This window comes from Streptomyces sp. NPDC050625 (assembly GCF_040654755.1).
Lineage (GTDB): Bacteria > Actinomycetota > Actinomycetes > Streptomycetales > Streptomycetaceae > Streptomyces.
Genome location: NZ_JBFAIQ010000008.1, coordinates 91,868 through 110,865, shown reverse-complemented (window position 1 = coordinate 110,865; position 18,998 = coordinate 91,868). Strand labels below are relative to the sequence as shown.

Sequence of the window (18,998 nt, the reverse complement as noted above, 5' to 3'; positions counted from 1 at the left end):
AACATCGACCCCAGGAGCCCCACGGTGCGCCCCATCAGAGCAGCCTGTCTCGGCACGGCCACTGCGCTGGTCCCCCTTCTCGCCTGCGCCCCTGTCGCGGCCGCCGCGACGGACACCGATTTCGCCCACGCCAAGGGTGGAGACCGAGTCATCACACTCATCGGCCGTCTCGCACAGCAGACACGCTTCCCCGTCAACCCCGGCGGCAGCCCCGCGCAGGGAGATCGGACCGTCTTCCGCTCGGACCTCTTCGACGAGCACGGCAACCAGGTCGGCGACACCGGCGGCACCTGCACCACCACCCGGGTCGACAACGGCGGAGCGGAGGAGTGTGTCGTGAACTACAACCTCCCGGGCGGCCAACTCACCGTGCAGGGAATGGTCTTCGGCATTCTCAACCCGGGCCCTCCCCCTTCGTTCGACAACGCGATCACCGGCGGCACCGGGGCATACGACCGGGCTCGTGGCTGGGTCCACGCCGACACGATCGGTACGGGTACGAGGCGCTTCACGATCGACCTCGACCGCTGACTGATCCTGAGCCCGCCCGGTGAGAAGGCTGGGCCGTCCACGGCACGGCGCACCGGTTCGATTGGTGCTGTCTGATGACGAGCGGGCGGGTTGGAGCGGTGGACGCGTCGGGCGACGCCGGCCCAGGTGCTGGCCCTGCGGGCGCGGGTTGTGCTGGCGTGTGCGGGGCCGGAGGTGCCGCCGATTGTCGCGATCGCCCGGGATCTGCGGGTGACTGCGGACACTGTTCGGAAGTGGCGGCGGCGCTTCCTCGCCGAGCGGCTGGACGGGCTTGCTGACGAGCCTCGGCCAGGCCGGCCGCCGACCATCAGCGTCGATCAGCACGCTGGAGCAGCTGCCGAAGAGGCCACACACTGGAGGCAGGAGTTATCCCAGGACCTCGCCGGCGTAGCAGGCGTAGACGGCGGCTGCCTTGAACAGCTCCTGCTCGTCGACGTGCTCGTTCGGGCCGTGGGAGACGTCCAGGCGTCCGGCGCCGAAGGCGAAGGCGGGGATGCCGAGTTGGTCGTACCAACGGATCTCCAGGATTCCGCCGCACATCTCGAACCGGGCCGGGATGCCGCGGACTTCCTCGACGCAGCGTGCGAGTGCGGCCCCGGCTGGGTGGTCGGCCGGGGTGCCGGCGGGCGGCTGGAACTGGGTGACCTCGACGGTGACCTTCGCGTCCACCTCGGCCGCGGCCTCGCGGATGATGGTCTGCATCCGTTCCAGTTCGGCGGCCAGGTCTTCTTCGGGGTTGAAGCGGCTGTCGACGGTGAACCAGGCGTCGGCGGGCACGACGTTGAAGTTCGATCCGCCGCCGAACAGGCCTCCGACGACGACCATCGACCCGGTCGGATCGTCGGGGTCCATGGTGTAGCCGGTGGGCCGGCCGGCCTTCTCCTCGGCGTAGGCCAGCAGCGGGCGGGCGATGTGGACCATGTGGGCGAAGGTGTTGATGCCGAACGCGGCCTGCCCGACGTGCGCCTCGCGGCCCTCGAAGCCGACCTTGAGGCTGACGGCGCCGCGGGCGGCGTTCCAGATGCTGCTGCCGCTGGGCTCGCCGGTCACCATCGCCACCGCGGAGGGGTCGATCAGGTTGTGCTCGCGCAGGTGTCCCGCGCCGACGACGCTACCCGTCTCCTCGTCCGGGACGACGTGGATCACGATCCGGCCGTCACCGATCAGTCCCAGGTCCTGGGCCGCCGCCGCGCCGTAGAGCATGCTGACGATGCCGCCCTTCATGTCGGCCGTCCCGCGGCCGATCAGCTTGCCGCCCTCACGGCCGCATCGTGAACTGGTTGCGGTCCTGGACCGGTACGACGTCGTAGTGGCCGTGGAAGTGCAGCAGCTTCGCCCCCGTCCCTGCGCTGCCGCGCACGATGTAGGGGTCCTCCAGGGTGTGGGGTCCGGTGATTTCGACCAGTTCCGGGTCCAGGCCCAGACGGTGCATCTCCTCTCCCAGCAGCCGTGCGCACCGGCCCAGCCCCACCCCGGGCGGGTTCTCGGTGGGCTCGGCGACCAGGCGGGCGAGGAAGTCCACCATCTCCTCGGCACGCGGCTCAAGCCATGCGCTGATCTGCTCGGAGCGTGCGCTCATCTGCGTTCTCCCGTCGATCGTCGAAGTCGGTCGGCTCGGCAGGACGAGAGTGTTCCGCCGCTCTCACACCCCGCTCACCAGCAACTTTAGGTCAAACCGTCAAGGTCGGACTGACGCCCCCACCGTGCCTGCGCCGAGTCAAGCGCCTGGAGGAGCGAGGGGTCATCGCCGGGTATCGGGCGGTCATCGACCCCGCGGCGCTGGGGCGCGGGATGGAGGTGATCGTCTCGGTCGAGGTGTCCGTCACCGACGTGGACAGCCTGCGCCGGTTCGAGGCGACGGTCGCCGCCCTCGACGAAGTCGTCGAGGTGCGCAGGGTGTTCGGCGTGCCCGACTACTTTCTGCGGGTCTCCGTCGCCGACGCGGACGCCTATGCCGTCTTCCAGATGACCAAGCTCGTCACCATTCCCGGCGTCAGCCGGGTGATCTCCCACCTGACGATGGAGGTCGTCAAGTCCGAGATCTAGGCTTCCGGCCGAGCGCCCGTGCCGTCGCTACAGCCCGAACAGTTGCGCCGCGTTGTCGTGGCAGACCGCGCGCAGCCAGTCGTCCCCCAGCCCCAGCCGCTCAAGGGCGTGGAGTTGGTGCAGGTAGGGATAGGGCACATTGGGGAAGTCGGATCCCAGCAGGATGCGCTCGCCCAGGCCGGCAAGGCGCGGCAGCTCCCGGCGTGGGAAGGGCATGAATCCTTCGGCGAAGTCGGTGAACGCCATCGTGGTGTCGAGGCGTACCTGGTCGTAGCGCTCGGTGAGATCGAGGAACTCCGTGTACTCGGGCATGCCCATGTGCGCGACGATCAGTCGGAGCGCGGGGTGGCGTACCAACACGCGGGTGATGGGCTCGGGACCGGTGTGCTTGCCCGGTGCGGGGCCGGACCCGCAGTGCATCACGACGGGAATCCCTGCCTCGGCCAGCAGCCCCCAGGCGGGATCGAGCTGCTCGTCGGCCGGGTCGTAGGCGCCCACCTGGACATGAGCCTTGAACACGCGCGCCCCCGCCTCGACCGCTTCGCCGACGTACGCCTCGACGCCGGGCTCGGGGTAGAGGGTGGCGGTGTGCAGGCAGTCGGGGGTGCGGTGTGCGAAGTCGGCGGCCCACCCGTTGAGCCACCTGGCCATGCCGGGCTTGTGCGGGTAGAGCATCGCGGTGAAGGCCCGCACTCCGAAGTCCCGTAGAACGGTGGTGCGTTCGGCCTCCTGTCGGCGGTAGGTGATGGGCCACTCCCGTCCGCCGATCATCGGCCCGCTGCCGTCGAAGTAGTCCCAGACCTTGTGCAGGACCCGCTCGGGCATGAAGTGGGTGTGGACGTCGATCAACCCGGGCAGGCCGAGCCCGCGCCAGAAGCGGCGGATCTTCACCGCCTCCCCCTCAACGTCCATGCGAACGGAACTCACTTGGTGTCCTCTTTCTTCAACTCGCGCGGGGCGCGGAGGCGTTCACGCGGATCAGTGTCTGCTGGCCGTTGGCCACCAGGGTGCGCACTGCCCCGTCCCGGACGGCGTAGACCTCCATCCTGCATACGGTCAGTGTGCGTCCGGACTTCAGCACGGTGCCGATGGCCTCAAGGTGGTCGCCGAGAGCGGGGGCCAGGAGGTTGATCTTGAATTCGACGGTGAGGACCTCGCAGTCCTCGGGGAAGAGCGTGAGCGCCGCGTAGCCGCCGGCGCTGTCGGCGATGGCGCTGGTGGCACCGGCGTGGATGTATCCGTGCTGTTGAGACACCTCTTTGCGTGCCGCAAGGACAATGTGCACGCAGCCTGGGGCCATGCTGGTGATTTGTGCGCCGAGATGCGTCATCAGGCCCTGCTGGTCGAAGCTGTCCTGGACGCGCTGTCGGACCGATGGACTGACCTGGCCCGGGTCCGTGTGAGCTGTCACGTAGGCCGTCTCCTTCGTCGTGCGTCGTGCCGCTGCGCGGGATGGCAGCGGCTGTGTCAGGCCGCCAGGCGTCCCACCAGGAGGAGGGCGCCGATGACAATCATGGCGGCGCCGGAGATCCGGGTGACCACCCGGGCCGCGGAGGGCCGGGTCTTCAGGACCGTCCGCGCCAGCAGCCCGACCGCCAGGTGCACCAGCGCGCTCGCGGTCATGTGCAGCGTGCCGAACAGGCCCATGACCTGCATCCGTGAGGAGCCGATCGCCTCCTCGGAGGCCGCCACCGTGGCCGGCTGCCGCAGCACCCCCGACCCCAGCCACACCAGGTACCCGGCGCCGGTCACGGTCAGCGCGGTCAGCACGGCCGGGGAACCCGCGACGATCACCACCAGGCCGGCCACGGCCAGCAGCGTGCACCCGGCGTAGGCCGCGATCAGCCCGGCCACCGCCGGGAGGACCGACCTCTCGCGCAGGCCCGCGGATATCGCGAACGCCCAGTCCGCGCCCGGGGTGAACACGAGTAGCAAGTCCACCGCCAGGAAGGCCGCCAGCGTGGTCGCGTCCATCGAATCCGTCCCTCTCACCTGCAGTGTTGCGTGAGAAAGGCTAGGCCGAATCACCTCGAAAGTGTTCCTGCATTTACCCCATGATCGCGACAATGGGGGGAGAATCTTCTCAACAGATGCAACAGACCGGAAAATTCTTTCCCAGCTACAGTCGCACGGCCGGCTCACGATCACCGAACTCGCGGCCCGGGTGCAACTGAGCGTCTCCGACCTTCAGATCGCGCCCAACACCGTCAACAACACCCGTCTGAAGCTCAACCGGCTTGCCGAACGCGGGATCCTGGCCGAGGCCGAGGAGGGCTTGTTCACCCATCCGCGGCCGTGAGCCACCCGGCGTCGCCGCGATCTGCCCGTTCGCCCCGAACGATGCGACGAGTCAGAAATAAACCCTCATACCGCCCTCTAACCTATTTGGCGGATCTTCCTTTAGTGTGTGCAGCGGTCCCAACTTCCCGGAGCCAGGGCGGCATTGTCGTTGGATGTCCGCCTTCGGTTGTCGGCGGGCTGATTCATGGGGTCGGCTCGGTGAGCCTGGTCCTGGTGCATACGACTCCGACGGGGGGACTACGCATGACCCAGGGATCGGTGTCCGGACCTGCGCCGGGAGTGGCCCGTGCGGTCGGCTCCGGGGGCATCGCGCAGGCATTTCGGGACGCCCTCTGCGGCCCCGCCCACCAGGGCAGCCCCCAGGTGGTCTGGGCTGATGGTGGAGACCGGATCGTGCTCCAGGTGGACCGACTCCAGGTCCGTACCTCTGGCAGTGTGCTGGTGGTGGCGGTGGACACCGAGTCGGCCGAGTTCGGCAGTGCCCCCCTGATCGCCCGGTTCGTTTTCGGCACCGAACAGGACCCGGCCATGCTGGTGGCCGCCACCGACGCCGCCCCGCTCGGTCATCCGCAGGTGGCTGCCCGCTGGGGAGAACTGTTCCGGTCGGTGGTCTGGGCCGCGTTCGCCCGGCTGGTCGAGGTGACCGCCGCCGGGCAGCAGCCCGGCCGGATCCGGCTGCATGAGGGCGGCCTGGAAGTCACTGTCCAGGAGCGGGTCTCGATCCGCGATCTGGCCCACGCCCACTTCCGCCAGGAGCAGTTATGACGATCAGCCTGGGTGGCTCGGGTGAACTCCAGGCGCTGGCCACGGCGATCGGGCTGCTGGACGCCGGTGGGAACCTCGACCCGGGCTGGTTCTCGGCCCCGCTGACCCGGCTGGCCGACGCCGTCCGGACGCCGGACCAGCGGGCCGCGCTGGCCGAGTTCTTCGACCTGGCCCTGCCGCCGGAGCCCGAACCGGGCCGCCCGGCGGAGGAGAAGTGGCATCCGCTGCTCGGCCGGCAGGAACTGGGCAACCTCTACCTCACGCTGCGCGACACCGGATCCGATCTCGTGCTCGGGATCGCCGGGGAGCTGCACACCCCGCCGGGAGCGACGGTGCCCGCCCGGTTGCGGCTGCAGGGCGACGTGATCGCGGCCGGAGCCGACGTGGACGTGGTGGCGGGCACCAGCGACCACCCGATCGTGGCCGAACTGCGGGTGGAGACCGGCTGGGTCTACGCGCCCCCGGCCCGCCCGGTCGGCCTCGGCGCGGTGTCCGGCCGGTTCGTTCTGGTCCCCGACCCGGACCACCCCAGCGCGACCATGCAACTGGTGCTGGAGCAGCTCAGCCTGGCGGGGGAGGGTCCGGCCGATACCGCCCTGGACGTCGAGGATCTCGGCGCCAGCGCCCCCGACCTGCTGGCCGCCCTGCTCAAGGTGGTGCTGGCCGAGGCCGATGGCGGCCCCGTGCTGACCCGGCTGGCCGACCATCTGCTGGCCCTGTTCGGACTGGCCGACGCGCAGGCCATCCCGGCCTTCCCGTTCGCCGGCCTGGCCAGTGGCCCCGGGGCGGCCCAGGCCTGGATGGCGCAACTGCTGGGTGCTCAGGGCGGCCCGCCGACGGCCGGGCCCTGGCTGGAGCACCTGGCCGGGCTGCTCGGCGAGGACGCCACCGCGATCGGCACCGGCAGCCCGGACACCCCCTGGCAGGTCACCCTGGCCGACTTCACCGGGGGCACGGTGTACGCCACCCTGGCCCTGGCCGACGGCTGCCTGCGACTGGGCACCGGTGTGCGGGTCGGCGGTTCGCTCGGCGCCGGTGATCCGGAGATCCACCTGGACGCCGCCGCGGCCATCCTGGACGTGCCCCTGGCCGGGGCCGCCCCACCGGTGGTGCTGCCCCGGGCCGCGGTCCTGGTCCGGGCCACCGGGCCGGGCGCGGGCGCGCTGCTCGACGAGCCGGCCGTGCGGATCGGTTCGATCCAGGCCGGGATCGCCTGGGACGGCACCCAGTTGCGACCCACCGTGCTCCTGCTGGACAACCGGCTGGACACCACGCCCTACCCACGGCTGGACCTGACCAACGTGGACAGCGTGGAGGCCGCCGCCGCCGACTTGGTGGTCGGCGAGATCACCGCCGCCCTCGGCACCGGGATCGGGCGACGGCTGGCCGCGATCTGCGGCCTGGTGGCCCCGGAGGATCCGGCCAACCCGGGTAGCGGGATCCCCGGCTGGACCCACCGTCTCGACCTGGCCGCCTTCGTGGTCAACCCGGCCACCGCGATCGGCGGCTACCACCGGGCGGTGCTGCTGGACGGGACCAACTGGCGGCTGGTGCTGCGGGAGATCGCCGAACTGCTCGGCCTCGGCCGGGCGATCGGCGGGACCGGCAGCGCCTCCGATCCATGGACCGTGCCGATCGCCGCAAGCGGGGCCGCCCACCTGGAACTGGCCGCCTGGCACCAGCCCGCCCCCGATGACCCGGCGGTCCGCCAACTCCGGCTCGGCCTGCGGCTGGCGGCCACCCCCGGTGGCGCCACCCTGGCCCTGGTCAGCGAACTGCTCAGCTTCGACCTGGCCGCCGGCGGCCCGGCCAGGCTGGCCTTCCTGGGCGCCCAGCAACTGCGGCTGGTGATGAGCCCGGCCCTGGAGGTGCAGACCGGGCCGACCGAGCTGCACCTGGACACCCTGGACGCCGCCGCGGGCTGGACCCCGGAAGGTGGCCTGGGCTGGCAGATCCGGGCCGGCGACCTGACCCTGTCCGTCGACGGCGAGAGCGTCTCGGTGGCCGAGCTCCATCTGCCCCCTGCGGTGCCGTTCGACCTGACCGACCTGCCCGGGTCGGCCGCCGCGCTCGGGCTCGGCCTGGCCGACCTGACCGGGCTGATCCGGATGGTCTTGGTGCTGCTGGCCGAACATGCCGGTCCGGAGGCCGGGCTCGGCACCGCCCTGCTCGGCCTGCACGCCCGGCTGCCCGGGATGAGTGAGGACACACCGCTGCTGATCGACCCGGCCGACCCGGGGCTGGTGCTGCGGGACCCGGTGGCCGCCCTGCGCGGCTGGCTGACCCGGCTGGTCGGGCACGTCGGCTCGGCCGGCCGGCCCAGCCTGGTGGCGCTGCTGCGGGCCCTCGGCACCCTCGGTACCGACCTGCTCGGATCGGTGGCGGCCGGGTTCGGCGCGGGCCTGGGGGAGGCCGGCGGCGCACTCGGCGAGTTCACCGCCGAACTCGGCGACGCGGAGCTGGCGCTGGCCCAACAGCTCGGTGGCACGGGAAGTTTCGAGGATCCGTGGCGGATGGCCTGGCCGGGCGCGGCGCCGCCGCAGGACACTGTCCCGGCCGACGGGTTCGGAGCGGCCGGCCCCGGCCCGGACCTGGAGATCTGGCTGGAGCCCGAAGGGCCGCCGCCGAGCTGGCTGGGCGGGCTGCGGGAGCGGGCCCAGCAGGCGGGCACCCCGGAGGAACTGGCCGCCGTGCTGCGCGAGGTGGCCTGGTTCGACCCGGCGCTGCGCTCCCTGCTGCGCGGGCTGCCGACGGCCGGGCTGCTGGAACGGATCAACCTGCTCCAGGTGCACCTGGCCGGAGGTGACGGTGTCGTCCCCCGGGACTCGGCGGCGCCCAGCGTGTTCGGCTGGAGCCACGGCGCCGAGGCGGAGGCCGCCCACCACCGGTTGCCCGCCCACCCGGACGTGATCGATGAAGTGATCAGCCGGGTCACCCAGTTCCAGGCCGGTCCGCCGGTCACCTCCGGGCCGGTTTTGCTGATCGGGCCGGACTTCACCGGCCGGGAGGCGTGGTCGGCGCTGCTGGCCGATCCCCGCCTGGCCGGGCAGACCGACCCCAGCGCGCACTTCGGGCTGCGTACCACCGGGATCGATCCACGCACCATCGCCCTGGACCACGTCAGCGCTTCGGCCGGTTACTACACGGCCGACCTGGCCCCTGGTGACCTGGCCTTCCAGGCCGCCCAGGTGGCCCATATCGCCGACCGGCTGGCCCAGTTGCGGCCCGGTGCGGTGGTGCTGGTGGCGCACTCCACCGCGGGCCTGGTGGCCCGCCGGTTCGCGGCCGACCACCCCGGCCGGGTGGCCGGGCTGATCACCATCGGCACCCCGCATCTGGGCGCGCCGCTGCCGTTCCTGCGTGAGCCCGAACACGGCGACGCGGTCCGGCTGGCTGGTCTGCTGCTGCCTCAGCTGCAGGATTCGCCGCTGAAGGACGCGCTGGCCCATCTGGTCCAGGCGGTCGAGGGCTACCGGCCCGGCGCCACCCCGGGGGCGCTGGACGTCGCCGATCCCTACCCCGAGGCCGCGTTCGGCAGTTCGCCGCCGTTCGACCTCGGCGACCTGCCGGTGGTGGTGATCAGTGGCGGGCTGACCGGTGACCTGATCGCCGCCCTGGCCCAGGCGCTGGCCGATCACGTGCAGGCGCTGGTCGGCCTGCCCAGGGCCACGCCGACCCACCTGAGCTACGGCATGTCGATGGTCCTGCCGCTGATCGACTCCGCGCAGGATCCGTCGGCCGGCGCCCGGGTCCGCCACGGGCTCGGCCAGATCCCGCTCGGGGGTGGCGGCACCCCACCCCGCCCGGCCCATCTGCTCCGGGCCGAACTCGACCTCTGGCGCGAGAACGGCTGGCTGGCCGGTGGTCCCGGGGTGTCCGCGTTGGATGGACGGTTGCGCTCGCTCCAGGTTGCGGTCACCGCCGGCGCGGGCACCGGAACCCGCGCCGGTGTCGTACAGGCCGCGCTCTCGGCCCGGCTGGACCAGGCCGCCTGGCACGGGACGACCGTGGCCCGGGCCGGCCTGGACGATCCCCGCGCCACCCCACTGATCGGCGCCGCCTTCGCGGCCGCGCTGGCCGGTCCGGGGACGGCCGGAGGCGCCGCCCCGGGTGGCCCGTCCGCCGCGGCGGCACCGGCAGGTGGCCCAGCACCGGACCTGAACGGCCTGGCCCGCGCGCTGTCGGCGATCGGCCTGGTGGCCACCGACACGGCCGGGGTGACCAGTCTTTCCGCCGACGCGTTCGCCGCCCTGCGTACCGATCCGGCCGGGTACCTGGCTGCCAGGATCCCGGCGGCGCTGGCCGCACCGGGCGGCTGGGCCGGGCTGGTCCGGATCGGGGACGACGGCGGATCGCGTTACCAGCCCGCCGATTCGGTGTTCGCGCTGTTCGTCCGGCCCGACGCCGGTCACTGGCGGACGGGGATCGAGACCAGTACGCCGCTGGACCTGCCGCTCTGGGTGTCGGCCGATATCGAGATCCAGTTGCCCGGTTTCGTGCCCCAGGCCGAACTGGGCGCTCATCTGGGACCGGCCACCCTGCGGTACCACACCGCAGACGGCACCATCACCCTCGACGTCCGGCCCTACCTGGACGGCCTGGTGCTGTACCCGGTCCCCAGCCCGGCCGAGCTCGGTGCCCAGGTGAACGACGTGCTGCCGGACGTCCTGGCCACGGGGGTGCTGGGGACGGTGCTCGGCCAGATCGTGCCCGGCCTGGACATGACCGCCTTCGCCGACCTGCTCCATGCCCCAGGGGCGTTCCTGGCCGGTGTGCTCAGCGGCGGAACCGGCCCGGGCCCGACCGGTCTGGACCTGACCCGGGTGTCCGGTCTGTTGACCACGCTGAACACCGCGATCGGGCTACCGGACGGCCCCGGCCTGCAACTGCCCGGGGACGTCAGCCTGATTGCCACCGCCGGCGCGGCGCCCGGCTCGGTGGCCTTGGGGCTGCGCACCACCACGCCGATCGGTGGTGTGCTCGGCCTGGCCGCCGGTCTCGAGATCGACTCCCGGTTCCACGTCAGCCCGGCCGGGTCAGTCACCGTCGCCACCCCATTGACGGCCGGCACCTGGCCGCACCTGACACTCACCTTCGGAGCCGGCGCGGGTGGTTTCAGCCTCGTGCTCGACCCGCAGGTCACCGATCCGATCACGATCCTGCCGGTCTTCAGCGGGCTGGGCGCGCTGCGCGGGGCTGGAGCGGCACTGCTGCCCCAGGTGCTGGACGCCGCGGTGGGGGCCGCGGTCACCCCGCACGCCCCCTGGCTGGAGCATGCCCTGGCCGCCGCCGGGCACCTGGGGATCTACGACGCCGGTGGTGGGTTCTCCGCTCACACCGCCGAGTTCAGCGCCATGCTGGACGGGAGCTGGTTCACCAGCGTGGCCGGCGGAGACCGGCAGGGCCTGGCCCAGGCCGCGATCGACCTGCTCACCCTGATCCCCGGCCTGCCCGGCAGCCTGGACGCCCCCGGGGCCGGGCTGATCCGGTGGCGCCTGGATCTGCCGGCCGGCGCCGGCCGGCTGCGGATCTCGACGGGCTGGGGCCTGGACGGGCCGATGGTGGCGGCCGGAATCGAGGGCCTGCACCCAGACGGTGCCCCGGCCGAACTGAGCGCCGGCGTCAGTGTGGACGGCACCGGCGTGGACGTGAGTGTCTCCGCCGGAGTCGTTCTCAGCGGCCTCGGGATCCCGCTGGTGCCCCGGTTCAGTCTGGACCGGGACGCCGGCGGGGCAGTCCGGGTCCGGCTGCTGCCACTGGCCGGCGGGCTTGCCGGGAGCGGGCCGTCCAGCACCGTCGACGAGGGGCCGCTGGAGATCACCCTGGCGCCGTCCTTCGCGGTGACCACCTCCGCCGGGTCGGCCGAGGCGCTGATCACCGGCTGGGCGCTGCCGCTGGCGGTCCAGGTCGCGCTGACCGCCGCCGAACCGGCGCTCGGCCATGCCCTGTGGAGCGGCGGGCCGACCCTCACCGAGGCGCTGACCGGGGCCGGCGTCCTGGTCGGCGGCCACATCGCCGACCCGCTGCCCGGGATCTTCCCGATGCTGGCCGGTTTCGTGGCGGCAGCGGCCGGCTCGCTGGATCTGCCGCTCGGGGACCTGCGGATCAGTCTGGCCACCCAGAACGGCCGGGTGGGCCTCGGACTGCGCGGCCGGCAGGCGATCCCGCTGGGTGATCTCGAACTGGACGTGTTCTTCGGCGCCCCGGCCGGGTGGGGGACCCCGGCCACCGAAGGGCTGCAGATCCTGCTGCTGGACATCACCGCCAAGCCGTTCCGGTTCGACCTGGGCCTGCGGATGCACGGCCTGGGCATCGGGCTGGCCCGCTCGGACGGCTCCCCGCTGGTGGCCGAGGACGCCGTCCGGCTCGGCTCGGTGCAGGCCTATCTGTTCCTGGACCTGGAGACCGGGACCGGCTCGCTGGTGGCCAGTCACGGCGGTGCCGGGGTTCGGCTCGGCGGTTTCGGCCTGCCGCTGTCGGCCGCGCTCGGCGGCGGTGGCGGGTCCAACCCGGTGGCCTCGAACCTGCTGTCCTCCGGGGGATCCGGCGGCCCGCAGGGCGACTCCCAGGCGGTCCACCCGGCCACCGACATAGACGCCTGGTACTGGGACGACGCGGGCACCAGCAGCCCGGCCCTGCACGTGCTAGTCGGCGGACAGCAGGGGCTGTTCTGGATCCCGATACAGGCCGGTTTCGGACCGATCTACATCGACGAGATCGGGGTGGGGGTGAACAGCACCCGCCTCACCCTGGCGATCGACGGCGGGGTCAGCGTGGCCGGGCTGTCGGCCGAGGTGGACGAGTTGTCGGTGTCGGTGCCCTACGCGACCGCCGGTGACCCCAGCACCTGGGCGCTCGACCTGAAGGGCCTGGCCATCGGGTACTCCGGCCCGGCCGTCTCGATCGCCGGCGGGCTGGTGAAGTTCGACGGCCCGCCGATCGAGTACGACGGAATGCTGCTGGTCGAGGTGGGCAGCATCGGCGCCGTCGTCATCGGCTCCTACGCGGTGGTCGGCTCCGGGGCCGACGAGTACACCTCGCTGGCCATCTTCGGCGGCGTGTTCGTCCCGATCGGGATCCCGCCGATCATCAACATCACCGGGATCGCGCTGGGCATGGGCTACAACCGGCGACTGATCGTGCCCGAGGACCTCAACCGGATCCCGGACTTCATGCTGGTCCAGGCGCTGGACCGGCCAGAGGCGCTGGCCAACAACCCGATGCAGGCGCTCTACGCCTTCCGGGACCAGGTGCCCCCGGCCCGCGGAGCGCTCTGGTTCGCGGCCGGGCTGCGCGGCACCTCGTTCGAGCTGGTGAACATCACCGCGGTGATCTACGTGGCGCTGAACAACGGCGCCGAGGTCGGCCTGCTCGGGGTGGCCCGGATGGCGCTGCCCTCCAGTGACGCCGCCGTCGCCAGTGTCGAACTGGCCCTCAAGGCCCGCTTCTCCAGCGCCGAGGGGCTGTTCTCGGTCCAGGCCCAGCTCACCGACAACTCCTGGCTGATCACCCAGGACTGCCGCCTGACCGGCGGTTTCGCATTCTTCACCTGGTTCCGGGAGTCCCAGTTTCTGCTCACCCTGGGGGGCTACCACCCCTCGTTCGTGCCCCGGCCGGAGTACCCAGTGGTGCCCCGGATCGGGTTCCAGTGGAACTTCCTCGGCGTGGTGCACATCAAGGGCGAGACCTACTTCGCCCTGACCAACACCGCGATCATGGCCGGGACCCGGGTCGAGGCCACCTACGGCCCGGACTGGCTGCAGGTCTGGTTCACCGCCTACGCCGACATCCTGGTGATGCGGGACCCGTTCCACTACGAGGTGGACATCGGCATCTCGGTCGGGGCCCGGTTGCGGATCCGGATCTGCTTCTTCGCGTGCTGCACGATCGAGATCAGTGTCTCTGTCGGAGCCTCCCTGCACCTGGCCGGCCCGCCCATCCACGGCACCGTGACCGCCGACCTCGGGGTCACCTCGGTGACGGTGCCGTTCGGCGACAACGCCCTGCCCAAGCCGCCGCCCCGGCCCTGGAACGAGTTCGTCGACGAGTACGTCAAGGCCGGGGACCCGAACGCGGGCACGGTGCAGGCCCAGGTCACCGCCGGGCTGATGCCGTCCGAGCCACCCGGCGCGGCGGTCGCCCCGGGGACCGCGGCCCAGCCCTGGCGGCTGTCGGCCGAGTGGTCGCTGCGCACCGAGAGCCGGATGCCCGCACACGGTTTCGGATTGCAGATCGCCACCCCGATGACCGAGGGCGAGATTCCGGCGGTGGTCTTCGGCACGGTGGCCAAGCTGGCCGGGGTCTACGACTTCGACCTGGCCCCGATGTACGTCAGCCACAGCAGCATGCGCTCGCTGCACCGGGTGGTGCTGGCCCGCCGGCCCGAGAACGCCACCGGCTTCGAGGACATGGTCCCCGACAGCCGGCCCGCCCCGGCCGATCACGCCCGGGTCCTGCGACACGCCCAGTTCCGGGTGAACCCCCTGATCTGCCAGGTGTCGGAGGCGACGTACCACTACTTCCCGGACCTGAAACCGCCCGCCGCGGCGAACACCCTGCCGGTGTTGTCCGGACTGACCCTGGACGGGGTGGCCGAACTGCACCACGAGAGCGCGGTCGTCCCGATCGGCACCCTGGTCGACGCCACCAACTACCGGCCGCTGCCGTTCGCCCGGCGGACCCCGGCGCTGATCACGAAGATCACCCGGATCGGGGACGCCTGGGTCACCGTGGCCGCGGTCAGCAGCGGGCTGAACACCGCCACCCTCGTCCAGGGATTCGCCGGCATCCTCGGCCCGGCCGCCGACTTTGTCGCGCTTAGGTCCGAAATCGGCCTGCGTCCCGGTGGTTACGGGCCGGTCGCGCTGGATGCCCTGGCCACCCGGCGTTCGGCCCCGCCGGTGCTGTCCGCCCTCGGGGAGGGATTCACCCTCCAGGACAACGGGTTCGGGGTGGCTCCCGAACCCGTCCGGGTGGGCCCGCTCACCGGTGTGGCCCTGGAGCGGCCCCGGCTGCGCACGGTGATGCAGCGCCCGCTGCTGGACGCCGCAGCCGCTCCGGCGCCGCGCACCTCGACCGGTCGCACACCGCGCCCGATCGGCCGGGAGGGCGCTCCGGCCGCAGACCCGCGTGAGGCCGTGGCATCCCGGGTCCCGGTGGTGAACGTCCGGGACGAACTGATACTGAGCTGGGACACCCCCGGGGTGGCGCTGGTCACCGCACCGGCCGCCGATGCCGCCCAGCCCACCCGGGCCGCCCGCTCGGCCCGGTCGCTGCGGCACCCGGCCCAGGGCGCCCCGACCGGCCGGGCCGCGCTGGCCGCCCTGGAGCAGCTCACCGAGGAGGTGGCCAGGCAGGTCACCGTCCGGGCCGGGGTGACCCAGGTCTGGGAACTGCCCGCGGCCCGGCGCTGGGTGCTGGCCGTACGCGGGGACAGCGCCGTCCGGGTCACCGAACTGAGCTCCGCCGGAACCGTACTGACCGACCGTGAGATCAGTGACCTGGTCCTGGCGGACGGCGGGGAGCACCGACTCGGCCTGGCCGAGGGCACCGGCATGGTCGCGATCACCGCCCTGGGCCGGCACAGTGCCGGCCAGTCCCCGGCCACCCGCGAGCGGGCCAGGGCCCGGGCCGAGCAGATGCGGGCCGCCCTGACCACACAGCCACCCGGCCGGGGCGGGGTGGTCGGTGTGACGTCCACCGCGCCCGGGGCCGGCCGGGCCGTGCTCGGCTGGCAGACCGGCGGGCAGGGGATCCAGACGGGCCCGGCCACCATGCTGGTCCGCGGGTCGGTGCTGCGCCTGGGCGTTCCGTTCGGCCCGGCCGTCCGCGGTCACGTGGCGGCGTCCGGGGTGGTGCCGATCTCAGCGGCGATGGTCCAGCAAGCGGTGATCGGCACCGAGTTCCCTCGCTCGGTCACCGTGGCCGGGGTGCTGGTGGACAACGCCACCGCCGCCGCACCCGGTCCCGACGAGGTGATCGTGCACGTGGACGGCGCGCTCGCCGGCCCCTTGCCGGTCCAGGTGGTCGCCGGGCGCCGAACCCTGTACCTGTACGACCTGGAACCGCTGCCGGACAAGGAACACCAGCGGGACGACCAGCGGGACGCCGGACAGAGCCAGGACGGCGAGTGGGTCCAGCGGGCCCCGGACCCGGCTCGCAGCGCCGACCCCGGGGTCGGCTACCTGTTGGTCTCGGCCGGGCTGACCGGCGACGCCCGGCTGGCCGGGGTGCTGGCCGGCACCGGCACCGCCGCCGAATGGGCCGCCGAACTGGCCGGTTCCACGCTCACCCAACTGGTGCCGCAGGAGCATCTGACCCCGGCCGGAGCGCTCCGCATCCGACTGGAGAAGGGGGACAGCGCGGATGGCTGACCCGAAGATCGGCGAGATGGTGCTGTACGACTACATCCGCCCGCCCCTGCTGGCCGGGGAGTACCGGATGCGGGTGCAGACCGACGTCTCGGTCCCCGGTACCGCCACCCCGCTGCCAGGGCAGGACTTCTTCTTCAACGTGGAGGGGCCCCGGTTCGCGCTCTCCCCGAATGAGGTGGCCGGGGTGTTCCCGCCCCGGGGCGGACACGGCCCGTTCGACTCGGCCCTGCCCCACGTCGCACTCGGCCGCCGGACCCTGCCCTGGGAGCGCCCGCTCGGCGATGCCTACACCGTGGCCGGGGACCAGCAGCCCTACCCGTTCCTGGCCCTGGTCCTGCTCGAACAGTCCGAGTGCACGATCCTGCGCAACCAGGCGCTCACCGACATCGTGCCGGCGGATGTCTTCACCCGGCTCGGCCGCCCCACCGGGGTGCGCTGCGACGCGGTCGAGGCGGACGCCCAGCTGCTGCACGAGATCCTGCCGATGCCCGAGGAACTGCAACTGCTCACCCACGTCCGGCAGGTCAACGTGGAGGACCGGGAACTGTCGGCCGGCGATTCCGACGGCTACTTCGCGGTCGTGATGGGCAACCGGATCCCCCGCCCGGGTGGCGACTACGTGGCCTGCCTGGTCTCGGTGGAGGAGCGCACCGACCTGCTGCCGGTCACCGACTTGGTGGACAGCGGGCCGAAGGGCGACGTCTGGGCCAACCCCGAGATCGACCACGTCTACCGGCCCTCGGACGCGGTGCCCAGTTCGATCGGCACCCAGATCAGCCCGCACGAGGCCGACCGGATCCGGATCAGCCCACCGGGAGCGGAGCCGGCTGGTCCCGGGCTCCCTGGCGGAGTGGCCGATCTTGTGACCGGCCCGGGGCTGGACGCGAGGCGAACAGATAACGGCGTGGGCGCCACAGTGGATGGCAGGTCGGATGCGGTGCGGGCGACCGGACCGGCCAGTTCGTTCACCCAGGTGGCGGCGGTCAGCCAGAGCAGCAGCGTGGTGAAGTTCGGCGCCGCCCAGCAGACGGCCAGGGCGAAGGAGTTCATCGCCGTCGAGGTGGGCTCGGGCGCGAGCAAGGCCGGCGGGCTGCTGCTGCATCCCAAGGCCCGCCTGGTGCTGCTGCATTCATGGACCTTCAGCGTGGAGGGCGAAGGCACCTTCCGGCAGCTGATGCAGGGTCTCGATGTCGGGATGATGGGCGACGTCAGCCCGGAGTCGAAGCTGAAGGTGGCCGACACCGGCCACATGCTGGTCGACGTGGTGGACCGGCTCGGCGCCGCCGAACAGTCCTGGTACAGGGGTCCGTTGGTCGGCGAACCCCTCACCCGGGACCCGCTGGGGCCGTACCACAGCGCCGACCAGGCCCGCCGGGTGGTGGCCGAGTCCGGGATCGAGAACATCTCCTACGCGGCCGCCTTCGAGACCGGCCGGTTGCTGGCGGCGGCCGACGGACGGCTGGCCCAGGAGCTGATGCGCTGGCGGCGGGGCAGTTTCCGGGCCTCCGCCCGGCACACCAGCATCACCCTGCTGAAGCAGAAACTGCGGCTGACGGCGGTGGAGGACCCGCTCGACCCGGTGGCCCTGCACTACACCGTGGACGTGCTGCAGAAGATCACCGACGGGATCATCGCCCCCGCCGACCCGCACGGCCTCGACCTGGCCCTGGCCGGCCCGCTGCTGCAACCCGAGGTCGTGGCCAAGGCGTTCGGCCTGGAGACCACCGAGCAGGCGCTGTCCCTGCTCGGGCACGACGTCGCGCTCAGCGGGCCGATCACCGTGCAGGCCCCCGAACGGGCGCTCAGCACGCTCGAGGCGGTGCTCTCGGACCGAGCCGGGATGGCCGCCCTGGCCGAGGTCCGTGCCCGGGCGATCGAAGCGGTCACCCGGACCGGCGACCCCGGCCGCCAGAACCGGTTGCTGCGCGACCATCCAGCCCGGCCGCAGGGACAGGAGGATCGGCGATGAGGACACCGGCCACCACCGCCCGGGAGGCGCTGCACGCCCGGCTGGTCGACCCGGCCCAGCAGGCCCCGTTGCAGCCTGAGGGCGATCTGCCGCCCTACCTGGAGTCGTTCCTGTCCCACCTGCGGCTGCTGGTCGGCGTCCCGTTCGAGTACCTGGTGCCCGACGACCGGCTGCTGCCGCCGGAGTCGATCCGGTTCTTCTACCTGGACCGTTCCTGGGCCGACCGGCTGGTCGACGGCGCGGTCGCGGTCGGCCAGATCGGTTCCCGCGAGGAGGCGCATTACCAGGCCCGGGCCGGCGTCCTGCACCAGGTGCTGGACCAGAGCGAGCGGATGGTCCGGGCCCTGCAGCGCGGCACCGAGTTCAGCGCGGCGAAGGCGACCAGTGACGCCGACCGCCGGCCGGCCCGGACGGTGACCGGTTTCGTGCTCCGCTCCAGCGCGGTCAAGGGCTGGCCGCACATGGATGTCCGGGCCTACGACCGGACCATCGACGAGCACTACACGGTGGCCGATCCGGCGGTCGCCGCCCATCAGTTGAAGCTGCTCCGGCTGGAGATCCTGGCCCCCTCGGTGATGATCGCGCTGTTCGAGGCCGAGCCGGCCATGGTCGTTCTCGAGGAGCCGCACCACGGGATCCAGTTCGGCGTCCGGCACCGGGGCAGCGCACTGGCCGTCCCGCTGCGGGACCGACACGGGAACGAGATCCGGGTGGACGACAAATCGGTCCCGGTCACCGTACCCACCCGGCGCGGGCACAGCGACGTGGTCCGGGTCAAGGCGCTGCGGGACGCGTTGCAGGCCGCGCGTACCCAGCATCCGGATGCGGTCGACCAGGACGGATCGGCCGCGTTCGCGATCACCGTTCTGGATCCGCCCTGGCGCCAGCACTTCCAGGGCACCCGGGACGACGCCGACACCGCGCCGCCGTCCCGGGTCTCGATCGGGGTGGCGGACATCGTCCAGCGGCCGGTGGTGCTGGCCGCCGTGAAGACCGCGCTGGAGGTGCGCTGA

The 18,998-nt window shown here is 72.4% G+C and carries 11 protein-coding genes and 3 pseudogenes; 9 read left to right on the top strand and 5 right to left on the bottom strand.

What is annotated here, in order from left to right:
• The first annotated feature begins 24 nt into the window (after positions 1-24).
• Both AB0I54_RS20800 and AB0I54_RS20795 read left to right on the top strand, forming a co-directional pair.
• The gene (locus AB0I54_RS20800; RefSeq protein ID WP_363297527.1) at positions 25-531 is read left to right on the top strand and encodes a hypothetical protein; all 507 of its coding nucleotides are present in this window, start codon (positions 25-27) and stop codon (positions 529-531) included.
• Between the two features lie 126 nt (positions 532-657).
• Positions 658-810, top strand: a pseudogene (locus AB0I54_RS20795) (helix-turn-helix domain-containing protein); the annotation flags it as partial.
• A gap of 87 nt (positions 811-897) precedes the next feature.
• Here AB0I54_RS20795 and AB0I54_RS20790 read toward each other — a convergent pair.
• Positions 898-1,755, bottom strand: coding sequence for a M20/M25/M40 family metallo-hydrolase (locus tag AB0I54_RS20790; protein ID WP_363297526.1), 858 nt, complete (start codon positions 1,753-1,755; stop codon positions 898-900).
• Positions 1,756-1,789: 34 nt separating this feature from the next.
• Positions 1,790-2,110 carry a hypothetical protein gene (locus AB0I54_RS20785; RefSeq protein WP_363297525.1) on the bottom strand — a complete coding sequence of 107 codons (321 nt, stop codon included), beginning with the start codon at positions 2,108-2,110 and terminating at the stop codon, positions 1,790-1,792.
• Between AB0I54_RS20785 and AB0I54_RS20780 the strand changes: the two are divergent.
• Both AB0I54_RS20780 and AB0I54_RS20775 read left to right on the top strand, forming a co-directional pair.
• Positions 2,101-2,271: pseudogene (locus tag AB0I54_RS20780) on the top strand (Lrp/AsnC family transcriptional regulator); the annotation flags it as partial. The gene AB0I54_RS20785 and the pseudogene AB0I54_RS20780 sit on opposite strands and share 10 nt — an antisense overlap.
• 51 nt (positions 2,272-2,322) lie before the next feature.
• The gene (locus AB0I54_RS20775) at positions 2,323-2,577 is read left to right on the top strand and encodes an Lrp/AsnC ligand binding domain-containing protein (RefSeq protein WP_363297736.1); all 255 of its coding nucleotides are present in this window, start codon (positions 2,323-2,325) and stop codon (positions 2,575-2,577) included.
• Between the two features lie 27 nt (positions 2,578-2,604).
• On the opposite strand, the gene AB0I54_RS20770 is transcribed toward AB0I54_RS20775, so the two are convergent.
• The 3 genes from AB0I54_RS20770 to AB0I54_RS20760 form a co-directional block, all read right to left on the bottom strand.
• On the bottom strand, positions 2,605-3,489 hold the full coding sequence (locus tag AB0I54_RS20770) for an amidohydrolase family protein (protein WP_363297524.1): 885 nt from the start codon (positions 3,487-3,489) through the stop codon (positions 2,605-2,607).
• Between the two features lie 31 nt (positions 3,490-3,520).
• On the bottom strand, positions 3,521-3,907 hold the full coding sequence (locus AB0I54_RS20765; RefSeq protein ID WP_363297735.1) for a PaaI family thioesterase: 387 nt from the start codon (positions 3,905-3,907) through the stop codon (positions 3,521-3,523).
• Between the two features lie 137 nt (positions 3,908-4,044).
• The gene (locus AB0I54_RS20760; RefSeq protein ID WP_363297523.1) at positions 4,045-4,551 is read right to left on the bottom strand and encodes a LysE family transporter; all 507 of its coding nucleotides are present in this window, start codon (positions 4,549-4,551) and stop codon (positions 4,045-4,047) included.
• A gap of 103 nt (positions 4,552-4,654) precedes the next feature.
• On the opposite strand from AB0I54_RS20760, the pseudogene AB0I54_RS20755 reads away from it, so the two are divergent.
• From AB0I54_RS20755 to AB0I54_RS20735, 5 genes and pseudogenes are all read left to right on the top strand, one after another.
• Positions 4,655-4,759 (top strand): annotated as a pseudogene (locus AB0I54_RS20755) (AsnC family transcriptional regulator); the annotation flags it as partial.
• Positions 4,760-5,121: 362 nt separating this feature from the next.
• Entirely contained in the window at positions 5,122-5,643 is a 522-nt protein-coding gene (locus AB0I54_RS20750; protein WP_363297522.1) for a hypothetical protein, read from the top strand.
• Positions 5,640-16,016, top strand: coding sequence for an alpha/beta hydrolase (locus AB0I54_RS20745; RefSeq protein ID WP_363297521.1), 10,377 nt, complete (start codon positions 5,640-5,642; stop codon positions 16,014-16,016). The genes AB0I54_RS20750 and AB0I54_RS20745 overlap by 4 nt, the downstream gene beginning before the upstream one ends.
• Positions 16,009-17,985 carry a hypothetical protein gene (locus tag AB0I54_RS20740; protein WP_363297520.1) on the top strand — a complete coding sequence of 659 codons (1,977 nt, stop codon included), beginning with the start codon at positions 16,009-16,011 and terminating at the stop codon, positions 17,983-17,985. The genes AB0I54_RS20745 and AB0I54_RS20740 overlap by 8 nt, the downstream gene beginning before the upstream one ends.
• Positions 17,982-18,998 carry a hypothetical protein gene (locus tag AB0I54_RS20735; protein WP_363297519.1) on the top strand — a complete coding sequence of 339 codons (1,017 nt, stop codon included), beginning with the start codon at positions 17,982-17,984 and terminating at the stop codon, positions 18,996-18,998. The genes AB0I54_RS20740 and AB0I54_RS20735 overlap by 4 nt, the downstream gene beginning before the upstream one ends.

Excerpts from the sequence above, each read along its gene's own strand:
- AB0I54_RS20745 (WP_363297521.1), top strand. The coding sequence starts at position 5,640 with ATGACGATCAGCCTGGGTGGCTCGGGTGAACTCCAGGCGCTGGCCACG.
- AB0I54_RS20735 (WP_363297519.1), top strand. The coding sequence starts at position 17,982 with ATGAGGACACCGGCCACCACCGCCCGGGAGGCGCTGCACGCCCGGCTG.
- AB0I54_RS20790 (WP_363297526.1), bottom strand. The coding sequence starts at position 1,755 with ATGAAGGGCGGCATCGTCAGCATGCTCTACGGCGCGGCGGCGGCCCAG.
- AB0I54_RS20765 (WP_363297735.1), bottom strand. The coding sequence starts at position 3,907 with ATGACGCATCTCGGCGCACAAATCACCAGCATGGCCCCAGGCTGCGTG.
- AB0I54_RS20785 (WP_363297525.1), bottom strand. The coding sequence starts at position 2,110 with ATGAGCGCACGCTCCGAGCAGATCAGCGCATGGCTTGAGCCGCGTGCC.
- AB0I54_RS20750 (WP_363297522.1), top strand. The coding sequence starts at position 5,122 with ATGACCCAGGGATCGGTGTCCGGACCTGCGCCGGGAGTGGCCCGTGCG.
- AB0I54_RS20760 (WP_363297523.1), bottom strand. The coding sequence starts at position 4,551 with ATGGACGCGACCACGCTGGCGGCCTTCCTGGCGGTGGACTTGCTACTC.
- AB0I54_RS20775 (WP_363297736.1), top strand. The coding sequence starts at position 2,323 with ATGGAGGTGATCGTCTCGGTCGAGGTGTCCGTCACCGACGTGGACAGC.
- AB0I54_RS20740 (WP_363297520.1), top strand. The coding sequence starts at position 16,009 with ATGGCTGACCCGAAGATCGGCGAGATGGTGCTGTACGACTACATCCGC.
- AB0I54_RS20770 (WP_363297524.1), bottom strand. The coding sequence starts at position 3,489 with ATGGACGTTGAGGGGGAGGCGGTGAAGATCCGCCGCTTCTGGCGCGGG.